The 12,214-nt window shown below is 68.3% G+C and carries 10 protein-coding genes; 3 read left to right on the forward strand and 7 right to left on the reverse strand.

Annotated features, from left to right (window positions below; all coding sequences use genetic code 11):
- Window positions 1-151 precede the first annotated feature (151 nt).
- The gene (mdtD, locus tag M8R19_RS13320) at window positions 152-1,585 is read left to right on the forward strand and encodes a multidrug transporter subunit MdtD (RefSeq protein ID WP_249918017.1); all 1,434 of its coding nucleotides are present in this window, start codon (window positions 152-154) and stop codon (window positions 1,583-1,585) included.
- 1 nt (window position 1,586) lies between these two features.
- On the opposite strand, the gene rloA3 is transcribed toward mdtD, so the two are convergent.
- Together rloA3 and M8R19_RS13330 are read right to left on the reverse strand one after the other, a co-directional pair.
- Window positions 1,587-2,081, reverse strand: a complete 495-nt coding sequence (gene rloA3 / locus M8R19_RS13325) for a retropepsin-like aspartic peptidase RloA3 (RefSeq protein ID WP_249918018.1) — start codon at window positions 2,079-2,081, stop codon at window positions 1,587-1,589.
- A 110-nt stretch (window positions 2,082-2,191) separates the two neighbouring features.
- Entirely contained in the window at window positions 2,192-2,404 is a 213-nt protein-coding gene (locus M8R19_RS13330; protein WP_009615451.1) for a cold-shock protein, read from the reverse strand.
- Window positions 2,405-2,739: 335 nt separating this feature from the next.
- On the opposite strand from M8R19_RS13330, the gene dbpA reads away from it, so the two are divergent.
- Complete coding sequence (dbpA, locus tag M8R19_RS13335) at window positions 2,740-4,116, forward strand: ATP-dependent RNA helicase DbpA (protein ID WP_249918019.1); 1,377 nt, start codon at window positions 2,740-2,742, stop codon at window positions 4,114-4,116.
- Between the two features lie 464 nt (window positions 4,117-4,580).
- The gene (gene yccS / locus M8R19_RS13340) at window positions 4,581-6,776 is read left to right on the forward strand and encodes a YccS family putative transporter (protein ID WP_249918020.1); all 2,196 of its coding nucleotides are present in this window, start codon (window positions 4,581-4,583) and stop codon (window positions 6,774-6,776) included.
- Between the two features lie 7 nt (window positions 6,777-6,783).
- On the opposite strand, the gene M8R19_RS13345 is transcribed toward yccS, so the two are convergent.
- The 5 genes from M8R19_RS13345 to M8R19_RS13365 form a co-directional block, all read right to left on the reverse strand.
- Complete coding sequence (locus M8R19_RS13345; protein WP_249918021.1) at window positions 6,784-7,512, reverse strand: substrate-binding periplasmic protein; 729 nt, start codon at window positions 7,510-7,512, stop codon at window positions 6,784-6,786.
- Window positions 7,513-7,561: 49 nt separating this feature from the next.
- Entirely contained in the window at window positions 7,562-8,335 is a 774-nt protein-coding gene (locus M8R19_RS13350; protein ID WP_074984169.1) for a phosphatase PAP2 family protein, read from the reverse strand.
- 93 nt (window positions 8,336-8,428) lie between these two features.
- Window positions 8,429-9,196 carry a slipin family protein gene (locus tag M8R19_RS13355; RefSeq protein WP_116425498.1) on the reverse strand — a complete coding sequence of 256 codons (768 nt, stop codon included), beginning with the start codon at window positions 9,194-9,196 and terminating at the stop codon, window positions 8,429-8,431.
- Window positions 9,193-10,539 (reverse strand): NfeD family protein, encoded by a 1,347-nt coding sequence (locus tag M8R19_RS13360; protein ID WP_249918022.1) that lies wholly within the window; start codon window positions 10,537-10,539, stop codon window positions 9,193-9,195. The genes M8R19_RS13355 and M8R19_RS13360 overlap by 4 nt, the downstream gene beginning before the upstream one ends.
- Before the next feature lie 358 nt (window positions 10,540-10,897).
- A complete protein-coding gene (locus M8R19_RS13365; RefSeq protein ID WP_116425500.1) occupies window positions 10,898-12,166 on the reverse strand; it encodes a malic enzyme-like NAD(P)-binding protein in 1,269 nt (422 codons plus the stop codon).
- Window positions 12,167-12,214 lie beyond the last annotated feature (48 nt).

Consider the following 12,214-nt stretch of genomic DNA (forward strand, 5'->3'; position numbering starts at 1 on the left):
CCGGGCCGCGGCGAATGCCTGCCGATCCCCTCGAAAGCCCCTTCAGGTCCAGCACAGGCGCACCGCCGCGCCAGCGCAACGGCTCTGGCGCGCCCCTCGCGCAGCACCGCCCTCCCCGCCTATGCTTGCGGGAGCCGAACAAGGACCCATCATGAGCGAGCCCTTCATCCTCACCCCGCGCATCGCCCGTATCCTTCCCTGGCTGGTGGCCGTCGCCTTCTTCATGCAGGCGCTGGACGGCACCATCCTCAACACCGCGCTGCCGAGCATGGCCCGTTCGCTGAACGAGGACCCGCTGCGCATGCAGGCGGTGGTCATCTCGTACCTGCTCACGGTGGCGCTGCTGATCCCCGCCTCCGGCTGGATCGCCGACCGCTTCGGCACGCGCCGGGTATTCATCTTCGCGATCTTCCTGTTCAGCCTCGGCTCGCTGTTCTGTGCGCTCTCGCCAAGCCTCGGGGCGCTGGTCATCGCCCGCGTGGTGCAGGGCCTGGGCGGCGCGCTGATGATGCCGGTGGGGCGCCTGGTGATCCTGCGCGTGTACCCGCGCAGCGACCTGGTGCGGGTGCTCAGCTTCGTCACCATCCCCGGCCTGCTCGGCCCACTGACCGGCCCGACCCTCGGCGGCTGGCTGGTGGAATACGCCAGCTGGCACTGGATCTTCCTCATCAACATCCCGGTGGGCCTGCTCGGCATCGTCTTCGCCATCCGCCTCATGCCCGACCTGCGCGGCGCCGCGATCAGCCGCTTCGACGGCCCCGGCTTCCTGCTCTTCGGCGGCGCCATGGTGCTGATCACCATCGCCCTGGAAGGCCTGGGCGAGCTGCACATGCCCCACGTACGGGTGGTGATGCTGCTGATCGGCGGCCTGGTGCTGCTGGCCGCCTACTGGCTGCGCGCCCTCAACGTCGAGGCGCCGCTGTTCCCGCCCAGCCTGTTCAAGACGCGCACCTTCGCCGTCGGCGTGCTCGGCAACCTGTTCGCCCGCCTGGGCAGCGGCTCGCTGCCGTTCCTCACGCCGCTGCTGTTGCAGGTCGGCCTGGGCTTCGCGCCGGCCAAGGCGGGCATGACCATGATCCCGCTGGCGGCCATGGCCATGGTGGTCAAGCCACTGGCCAAGGGCATCCTCGACCTGTTCGGCTACCGCCGCCTGCTGGTCGGCAACACCCTGCTGCTGGGCGCGCTGATCGCCGGCCTGGGGCTGATCGACCAGGACACGCCCTACCTCTGGCTGCTGATCCACCTGGGCCTGCTGGGCGGGGTCAACTCGCTGCAGTTCACGGCGATGAACACCCTGACGCTGATCGACCTACGCGACGACAACGCCAGCGCCGGCAACAGCCTGCTGTCGGTGGTGATGCAGCTGTCCATCGGCCTCGGCGTGGCCTGCGCGGCGGCGCTGCTGGGCGGCTTCAAGAGCGATGTCGAGATCAACGCCGGCGACGTGCTGGGTGCCTTCCACGCGACTTACCTGAGCGTCGGGCTGATGTCGATGGCGGCGGCGGCGATCTTCTTCCAGCTGGCCCGCGACGACGGCCTCTCGGCCCAGGCGCCGCGGCGCCTGGAGCCCGACGACGGGCACTGAGTCAGGGCTTGCAGGTGGGCGGCGTGGTCAGCGTCTTCGACACGTCCACGGCGCCCAGGTGCTCCAGGCTGCGGCGGCCCAGCAGCACCGGATACTCGCTGCCGTCGCGGTCGGCGAGGGCGAACTGCTCGCGGTAGACCTTGTCGCCCAGGCACAGGTCCATGCTCACCACCGGGCGATGCTCGATGCCGTTGGCGCCGCGGACCTTGAGGGTGCGCTCGATGGGCCGCTCGAAGGGCAGGCGCTGCACCTGGCCGGTGGTCACGTCCTTGACCAGGATGTCGTACTGCACCCAGCGCTGCTCGTTCTTGCGGATTTTCACCAGGTTGCGCGCGTCCATCACCGAGGTCTGCACGCCGGTGTCCAGGCGCACCTTGAGCAACGCGTTCTCCGGCATCAGCCTGGCCTGCTCGACCCAGCCCCAGGTGGCCGGCTGCGCGGCGAACAGCGTGGGGCAGATGAAGGCCAGCAACAGGCCGGCGAGGCGCGGTTTCATGGATCGGGCTCCGGAGTCGGGGGCAATGGCAGTACAGATGGCCTACGCCAATCAGGCAACAAAAAACCCCGGATGTTTCCATCCGGGGTTTTCGGCGACGCCAGGGAATCTTAGTTGATTACCTGAACGCGCTCGGCCTGCATGCCTTTCTGGCCTTGCACGACTTCGAAGCTGACCTTCTGGCCTTCGGCCAGGGTCTTGAAGCCGTGGCCTTCGATGGCGCGGAAGTGAACGAAGACGTCCGGGCCGCTCTCAGGGGTGATGAAGCCGTAGCCTTTGGTCTCGTTGAACCATTTGACGGTGCCGTTCTGACGATTCGACATGGTGTTCTCCTTGGAACGTAGATGTAGAAATAGCCACAAAAGAGTGGCAGGAACTGAGTTGCAAGGAGTTACAAGGAGTCGAGCAGGACGGGGTGGAATAACCGACCGCATCAGGTCACGATCGACGGCGACCCATGCAAACACAGTGCAGGCACTCTACGACAAAAACCTGCGGAAAGCGAATCTGTATAAAAATACACTATTCGACCGTCCGTCCGTTTCAGACGGGTGGCGGGCAAAGCCAGTGGATTCGCGGGTTTTACCGGTTTTTCCAGGGCCCGGCGGGGCCTGTGCTGCTACACTGCGCGCCCACACGCCTGTCGGGTTTTTTCTTCGTGACCTCCACCGCCTTCTCCAGCCTGCCCCTCTCCGCCGACCTGCTCGCCAACCTCGAGGCCCTCGGTTACACCGAGATGACGCCGATCCAGGCCGCCAGCCTGCCGGTCATCCTCAAGGGCCGCGACCTGATCGCCCAGGCCAAGACCGGCAGCGGCAAGACCGCGGCCTTCGGCATCGGCCTGCTCAGCCCGCTGAACCCGCGCTACTTCGGCTGCCAGGCGCTGGTGCTGTGCCCGACCCGCGAGCTGGCCGACCAGGTGGCCAAGGAGATCCGCCGCCTGGCCCGCGCCGCCGACAACATCAAGGTGCTCACCCTCTGCGGCGGCGTGCCCTTCGGCCCGCAGATCGGCTCGCTGGAGCACGGCGCCCACGTGGTGGTCGGCACCCCGGGGCGGGTGCAGGAGCACCTGCGCCGCGGTTCCCTGGTGCTCGACGGGCTGAACACCCTGGTGCTGGACGAGGCCGACCGCATGCTCGACATGGGCTTCTACGACAGCATCGCCGACATCATCGGCCAGCTCCCGGCGCGCCGGCAGAGCCTGCTGTTCTCCGCTACCTACCCGGCCGGTATCGAGCAACTGGCGGCGAAGTTCCTGCGCCAGCCCGAGCGCGTCGAAGTGGAGGCGCTGCACGACGACAGCCAGATCGAACAGCACTTCTACGAAATCGAACCACGCCAGCGCATGGACGCCGTGGTGCGCCTGCTGCAGCACTTCCGCCCGCAGTCCGCCGTAGCCTTCTGCCACACCCGCCAGCAGTGCGTGGAGCTGGCCCAGGCGCTGGACGCGCAGAAGATTTCCGCCCTGGCCCTGCACGGCGAGCTGGAGCAGCGCGAGCGCGACCAGGTGCTGGCGATGTTCGCCAACCGCAGCTGCAGCGTGCTGGTGGCCACCGACGTGGCCGCCCGCGGGCTGGACATCGAGGGCCTGGAGGCGGTGATCAACGTCGAGCTGAGCCGTGACGCCCAGGTCCACGTGCACCGCATCGGCCGCAGCGGCCGCGCCGGCGAGAAGGGCCTGGCGCTGTCCCTGGTGGCCCCGGCCGAAGCCTCCCGCGCCCAGGCCATCGAAGACCTGCAGGGCAAGCCGCTGAACTGGGAGCGCATCGATTTCCTGCGCGCCAACCCGGCGCCGCTGCTGCCGCCGATGACCACCCTGAACATCGCCGGCGGGCGCAAGGACAAGCTGCGCCCCGGCGACATCCTCGGCGCCCTCACCGGCGACGCCGGCCTGCCCGGCAGCGCGGTGGGCAAGATCGCCATCTTCGACTTCCAGGCCTACGTGGCGGTGCAGCGCGACCAGGCCAAGTCGGCGCTCAAGCGCCTGCAGGAAGGCAGGATCAAGGGGCGTTCGTTCAAGGTGCGCATCCTCTGACGCGCAAGGGAATTCCGTGCGTAGGGCGTATAACCGTTCGCGGTTATACGCCGCCACACCGGCCCCACGGCCCGCTCCGAGGTCGAACCCGGCAAGCTTTGCAGCTGAGGCCAGCCGGCGGATAACGTCGAACGTTATTCGCCCTACGGGGGACGCTTGGTGCTCATCCCGAAGAGCCCCTCTCCCCAGCCCTCTCCCTGAAGGGAGAGGGGGCTTTTCCGTGCCGAGAGGAGGAATGGTTTCAGCCGAAAACCGACGGAGCTGCCGGCTGACTGCGGGATACTCATCCACTCCGAACGGTCCCCTCTCCCTTCAGGGAGAGGGTTAGGGAGAGGGCGCTCTTCAGCGCAAGCACCATTCGCAAGCAAGCTCGCTCCCACGAAAACCTCCCCCTGCAACCAATAGCCGCGCGCCAGGCGATCCGCTAGTCTCAGCGCAGAGACACTCGGAAGTCCCCGACGCGCATGCTTTCCTCCCCGTTGTTCGAGTCCCTGCGGCGCCTGTGGGCGCTGGACAAGTTCGCCTACAGCCTGCGGGTGTTCATCGCCCTGGCCGGGGCCATGGCCGCGTGCCTGCTGCTGGGCCGCACCGAGCTGGTGATCCCGCTGTTCCTCGGCATCATCGCCAGCGCCCTGGCCGAGACCGACGACCACTGGCTGGGCCGCCTGAAGGCGCTGCTGGTGACCCTGGTATGCTTCCTCATCGCCGCGCTGGCGGTGGAACTGCTGTTCCCCTACCCCTGGCTGTTCGTCGCCGGCCTGGCCCTGTCGGCCTTCGGCATGACGCTGCTGGGCGCGCTGGGCGAGCGCTATGCGGCCATCGCCTCGGCCACGCTGATCCTGTCCATCTACACCATGATCGGCGTCGACCAGCGCGGCGGCGCCCCCGGCGACCTGTGGCAGGAGCCGCTGCTGCTGGTGGCCGGCGCGGCCTGGTACGGCGCGCTCTCGGTGCTGTGGAACGCGCTCTTCGCCAACCAGCCGGTGCAGCAGGTGCTGGCCCGCGCCTACTTCGAGTTGGGCGAGTACCTGAAGATCAAGTCGACGCTGTTCGAACCGCTGCGCCAGCTCGACGTCGAGGACCGGCGCCTGGCCCTGGCGCGGCAGAACGGCAGGCTGGTGGTGACGCTCAACCAGGCCAAGGAAACCATCCTCAGCCGCCTCAGCCACGGCCGCCCGGGGCCCAAGCTGAGGCGCTACCTGAAGCTGTACTTCATCGCCCAGGACGTCCACGAGCGCGCCAGCTCCTCGCACTACCCCTACAACCGCCTGGCCGAGGCCTTCTTCCACAGCGACGTGCTGTTCCGCTGCCAGCGCCTGCTCAACCAGCAGGGCAAGGCCTGCCGGGCGTTGTCGCGGGCCATCCGCCTGCGCCAGCCGTTCGACTACAACGACAGCGAGCAGGCCCTGGCCGACCTGCAGGCCTCGCTGGAATACCTGCGCCAGCAGGGCAACCCGGCCTGGCGCTCGCTGCTGCGCTCCCTCGGCGCCCTGGCCGCCAACCTCACCACCCTCGACCAGAAGCTCAGCGGCGCGAGCAACCCCGACGCCCTCGCCGAGGAACAGGACAGCGCCCTGCTGGACCGCTCGCCACGCTCGCTGCGCGATGCCTTCGAGCGCATCCGCCAGCAGCTCACGCCCACCTCGCTGCTGTTCCGCCACGCCCTGCGCCTGGGCCTGACGCTGACCGCCGGCTACGGCATGCTGCACCTGATCCACCCGACCCAGGGCTACTGGATCCTGCTGACCACGGTGTTCGTCTGCCAGCCCAACTACGGCGCCACGCGCATCCGCCTGGTGCAGCGCATCCTCGGCACCCTCGTCGGCCTGGTGGCCGGCTGGGCGCTGATCGACCTGTTCCCCAACCCGCTGGTGCAGTCGCTGCTGGCGGTGGTCGCCGGGGTGGCCTTCTTCGCCACCCGCAGCACCCGCTACACCCTGGCTACCGCGGCCATCACCCTGCTGGTGCTGCTGTGCTTCAACCAGGTGGGCAACGGCTACGGGCTGATCCTGCCGCGCCTGTTCGACACCCTGCTGGGCGCCTTCATCGCCGGCCTGGCGGTGTTCCTCATCCTCCCCGACTGGCAGGGCCGGCGCCTGCACAGCCTGGTCGGCGGCACCCTGGCCTGCAACGCCCGCTACCTGCGCGAGATCATGCAGCAGTACGCCAGCGGCAAGCGCGACGACCTGGCCTACCGCACCGCCCGGCGCAACGCCCACAACGCCGACGCGACGCTCTCCACCACGCTGTCGAACATGCTTCTGGAGCCCGGTCACTTCCGCAAGGACGCCGAGCTGGGCTTCCGCTTCCTGGTGCTCTCGCACACCCTGCTCAGCTACCTCTCGGCCCTGGGCGCGCACCGCAACCGCCTGCCGGAGTCGCCGGCCAACGCGCTGATCGACGAGGCCGCCGCACAGCTCACCGCCAGCCTCGACGACATCGCCGCCAGCCTCGCCCAGCGCAAGCCGGTGGCCATCCACAGCGATGCCGAGGAAGACCTGGCCAAGCGCCTGGAACAGGTGCCGGAGGAGCTGGAGGACCCGCAGCGCCTGGTGCAGACGCAACTGGCGCTGATCTGCCGCGAGCTGGCGCCGCTGCGCAGCCTGGCCGCGCACCTGCTGAAGAAGGAGATCGGCGCCGAACAGGAAGCGGCCGCCTGAATCCGGCTCAGGGCCCGCGCAGGTCCATGAAGGCGTCGTAGCTGCCGTCCTCGCGCATCAGCCGCAGCTCGCGGTTGAAGTCTTCGATTATCTGCGCGTGGCGCGGGTTGGCGCGGCTGACCAGGATGTACAGCGGATTCTCCGCCAGCGGCTGGGGCAGGAACTCCAGCTTGTGGCGCTCGTCCTTCAGGTCGTGCTCGAGGATGTAGCGGGCCGTCCACTCGTCCTCCAGGGTCAGCTCGACGCGGCCGGCGACCACCATCATCGCGGCATTGGGGAAGGACAGCACCGGCACCTTGTGCAACCGGCTGTCCTCGTTGAACTCGGGGGTGTAGCTGTAGCCGCGGACCACGGCGATGCGGAAGGGGTAGAGGTCGGCCAGGCGCTCGAAGACGATGGGCGAGCCCTTGCGCTTGAGGAAGCGCAGGCGGTTCACCAGGTAGGGCTCGGAATACTGCCCGAAGGTCTCGCGCTCGGCGCTGTACCAGGAGTCCACCAGCACGTCGTACTCGCCGTTGCGCACCCCGTGCAGGGCCCGCGGCCAGGGCACCTGGGCGTAATGGATGGCGTAGCCGGCGCGGGTCAGCGCGGTGCTGACGAAATGCACCGCCAGGCCGCGGCCGGGCATCTGCGCGTCGGCGTAGGGCGGCCAGCGGTCGGCGACCAGGTTCAGCGGCTCCTCGGCCTGGGCGCAGAACGGCAGGACCAGGGCGATCAGCAGGGCACGCAGCAGCATGGCTCTCCTTGCTCGAGGCCCGCGCCCCGCTACCGGCAAGCGGGCGGACTCAGAAAAGCATCGCCGCGCGCAGGCTCATTCCCCCACCGGCTTCGGGCAGAACACCGAAGGAATAGGCGCTGTCTGGCGATCCCTCAAGGAACAGATTGTAGGTGAAGTTGGCAGCGAGGTTGCCCACCGCCATGCCCACCAAGGTATCGGTTGGGTAGTGCTTGGAGCCTTCCACCCGCGCCAGCGCGGTCAGCCCGTCCACCGTGTAGAGCCCGGCCTTGGTGGTGAAGCGCAGGGTCGGGTCCATGTCGATGTAGTCCAGGTTGCGCCGGGTGAAGCTGTTGTGCACGGCGGTCACGGCCGTGTGCTTGGAGGGGAAGGAGTCGTCGGGAATGCCGTCGGGGCGGTCGCGCCCGGACACCTCCTTCCACTCCTCCACCAGGCCGGTCACCGCGTAGCGGTCGGTGGCCAGCAGCGCCAGGTTGCGCCCACGCCAGGCCCACTTCTCCTCGCCCTCGCTGCCCCTGGGCGCAGCCACCAGGCCGGTGACCACGCTCAGCGCGGTGCTGGCGTTGAGCATGTGGTCGGCGGCGGAGTTGGCGTCGCCGCCGAACAGCCATTCGTGGTTGGCCGCGGACTTCTGCCACTTGTGGTCCCAGTTGCCGGCGGCGATCACCGCCGCGCCGGCCACCGGCGCCCAGGTGCCGGGGTCGAGCACGGCGCGCTGGGCGGAGTCGCCGACGCGCGACCAGCTCATCTGCGGGGAGCCGGCGCAGCCGGCGAAAAGGGCGGATGACAATAGGGTCAGGGCCGCCAGGGTGCGGTAGCTCATGGTTTCCCCCGTAGTCCGTCCGCAAGGGGACGGTAAGGAATTTTCAGAAAACCTACAGGGTAGACGCCTCAGTCCCATCCGACCTGCCGTCAGTCACTTCTTAGTCTGTCCATTTGTTTCGAGCAGCCCCTTGAGCAGGTCGATGGGCATGGGGAAGACGATGGTGGAGTTCTTGTCGCCGGCGATGCTGCCCAGCGTCTGCATGTAGCGCAGCTGCATGGCGCCAGGCTCGCGGGAGAGCATCTGCGCGGCCTGCATCAGCTTCTCCGAGGCCTGCAGCTCGCCCTCGGCATGGATCACCTTGGCCCGCCGCTCGCGCTCGGCCTCGGCCTGGCGGGCGATGGCGCGGACCATGGACTCGTTGAGGTCGACGTGCTTGATCTCGACGTTGGCCACCTTGATGCCCCAGGCGTCGGTCTGCGCGTCCAGCACCTTCTGGATGTCCAGGTTCAGGCGCTCGCGCTCGGCCAGCATCTCGTCCAGCTCGTGCTTGCCGAGCACCGCGCGCAGCGTGGTCTGGGCCAGCTGGCTGGTGGCGGCGAGGAAGTTCTCCACCTGGATGATGGCCTTCTGCGGGTCGAGCACGCGGAAGTACACCACCGCGTTGACCTTCACCGAGACGTTGTCGCGGGAGATCACGTCCTGCGGCGGCACGTCGAGCACCACGGTGCGCAGGTCGACGCGGACCATCTGCTGCACCACCGGGATCACCAGCACGAGGCCGGGGCCCTTTACCTTCCAGAAGCGGCCGAGCTGGAACACCACCCCGCGTTCGTATTCACGCAGGATGCGCAGGGCGCTGACCACCAGCATCAGCAGCAGGACCAGCGCCACCAGCAGTCCGAAGGGAATACCCATCAGTCACCTCCCGATTCGTCGTCGGCCGCCACCTCCAGGCGCAGGCCGTCGCGCGCCAGCACCTTGACCCGCTGGCCGGCGCGCAGGGTCCGGGCGCAGCGGACCTGCCACTGTTCGCCCTGCAGTTGTACCCAGCCGGCGTGGGCATCCCCGTCGGCCACCGCGTCCACCGTCGCCAGGCTGCCCACCAGGCCGGCCGCGCCGCTGACCACCTGGCGCTGCCGGCTCTTCATGGCCACGCCCAGCACCCCGGCGATGAACAGCGCGCTGACCGTGGCCACGCCGACGATCAGCCCCAGGGGAATGCCGAAGCCCGGCGCGTCGGTATCCAGCAGGATCAGCCCGCCGATCACGAAGGCGGCGATGCCGCCGATGCCCAGGCTGCCGTAGCTGGGCACGAAGGCCTCGGCGGCCATGAAGGCCAGGCCGAGGACGATCAGCGCCACCCCCGCGTAGTTCACCGGCAGCAATTGCATGGCGTAGAGCCCGAGCAGCAGGCAGATGCCACCGAGCACGCCGGGCAGCGCCAGGCCGGGGTTGGCGAATTCGAAGATCAGCCCGTACACGCCGATCATCAGCAACAGCAGCGCCACGCTGGGGTCGGTGATCACCGCCAGCAGGCGGGTGCGCCAGTCGGGCTGGCGCTCGACCCAGGCGAGACCGGCGCTGTGGATGCTCAGCGCCTGCCCCGCCACCTGCACCTTGCGTCCGTCGATGGCGCGCAGCAACTGGTCGAGGTTGCCAGCCTGCAGGTCGACGACCTTCTGCTTCACGGCTTCCTCGGCGGACAGGCTGACCGCCTCGCGCACCGCGCGCTCGGCCCATTCGGCATTGCGCCCGCGCAGCTGCGCCAGGCCGCGGATGTAGGCCGCCGCGTCGTTGACCTGCTTGCGCTTGAGGGTGTCCTCCTCGCTGACGGCGGGCTTGCCGTCCTTGCCCTGGGGCTTTTCCGGGGCGCCGGGCGCGCCGATCTGCACCGGGGTGGCGGCGCCCAGGTTGGTGCCCGGGGCCATGGCGGCCAGGTGGCAGGCATAGAGGATGTAGGTGCCGGCGCTGGCCGCCCGCGCGCCGCCGGGAGCGACGTAGCCGACCACGGGAATGGGGCTGGTGAGGATAGCCTTGACGATGTCGCGCATGGCGCTGTCCAGCCCGCCGGGGGTGTCCATGCGCAGCACCACCAGAGGCGCGCCCTCGTCCACGGCGCGTTGCAGGCCGCGCACCACGTAGTCGGAAGTCGCCGGGCCGATGGCCCCGTCCACCGTCAGCACCACCGCCGGCGGGGCCGCCAGCGCCCCGGCCGCGAACAGCAGCAGGAGCAAAGCGCAGCGGCGAAACAGCGTGAGCATGGCACGCCTCCCCGGCCAGGACCGAAGCGGCGCCGCGGGCGAATGAAGGGGCGGCGCCTTTCTACAGCATAGTCCCCTGCCCTGGGATGCCTGTGGCAGGCTGTTGCAGGGTGTTTAGAGGCCGCGCCGAGGCGCTCTTCGTAGGATGGGTTGAGCTTGCGAAACCCATGCGGTTGCGCTGATGGGTATCGCTTCGCTCAACACCATCCTACGGAAAGCCATGCTCGCCCGGATGTAGGAGCGGACTCTGTCCGCGATTCATTCGCCCCGCGCCGACATACAAACGAAAACGCCGTTCCCCCCTCACGGAAGAAACGGCGCTTTCACCTTCGGCCTCAAGCCGAAGAGAGCGGCCCGGTCAGCCCTTGAACACGTCTTCCACCGACTGCAGCGGATAGTGCTTCGGATACGGCAGGGTAGCCACGCCGCTCTCGATGGCGGCCTTGGCCACGGCATCGGAGACCACGGTGATCAGACGCTTGTCCATGGGTTTCGGGATGATGTACTCGCGGCCGAACTCCAGGGACGACACGCCGTAGGCCTCGCACACGTCCTTGGGCACCGGCTCCTTGGCCAGGTCGCGCAGGGCCAGGGCGGCGGCGATCTTCATTTCTTCGTTGATGCGGGTGGCGCGCACGTCCAGAGCACCGCGGAAGATGAAGGGGAAGCCCAGCACGTTGTTCACCTGGTTCGGGTAGTCCGAACGGCCGGTGGCCATGATCACGTCGTTGCGGGTGGCGTGGGCCAGTTCCGGCTTGATCTCCGGGTCCGGGTTGGAGCAGGCGAAGACGATCGGGTTCGGCGCCATGCGCTTGAGGCCTTCGGCGCTGAGCAGGTTGGCGCCGGACAGGCCGACGAACACGTCGGCGCCGTCGAGGGCATCGTCCAGGGTGCGCTTGTCGGTCTCGGTGGCGAACACTGCCTTGTACTGGTTCAGGTCGGTGCGGCCGGCGTGGATCACGCCCTGGCGATCGATCATGTAGATGTTCTCGACCTTGGCGCCCACGCTCACCAGCAGCTTCATGCAGGAGATGGCGGCGGCGCCGGCGCCCAGGCAGACGATCTTCGCGCTTTCCAGGTTCTTGCCGGCGATTTCCAGGGCGTTGAGCATGCCGGCGGCGGTGACGATGGCGGTGCCGTGCTGGTCATCGTGGAACACCGGGATGTCGCACTGCTCGATCAGCGCGCGCTCGATCTCGAAGCACTCCGGCGCCTTGATGTCTTCCAGGTTGATGCCGCCGAAGGTGATGGAGATGCGCTTGACGGTGTCGATGAAGGCCTGCGGGCTCTCGGCGTCGACCTCGATGTCAAACACGTCGATGCCGGCGAAACGCTTGAACAGCACGCCCTTGCCTTCCATGACCGGCTTGGAGGCCAGCGGGCCGAGGTTGCCCAGGCCGAGGATGGCGGTACCGTCGGAGATCACCGCGACCAGGTTGCCCTTGCCGGTGTACTTGTAGGCCAGTTCGGCGTCACGGGCGATCTCGCGGACCGGCTCGGCCACGCCCGGGCTGTAGGCCAGCGACAGGTCGCGGGCGGTGACGGTGGGCTTGGTCAGCTCGACGCTGAGTTTCCCGGGGCGGGGTTGCGCGTGATATTCGAGGGCAGCGGTCTTGAGATCAGACATTTTTGGCACTTCCGCTTTATTGCTTGTTGGACAGACGGGCGACCGAGC

Source organism: Pseudomonas sp. R3.Fl, from assembly GCF_023516765.1.
GTDB classification, from domain to species: Bacteria; Pseudomonadota; Gammaproteobacteria; order Pseudomonadales; family Pseudomonadaceae; genus Pseudomonas; species Pseudomonas citronellolis.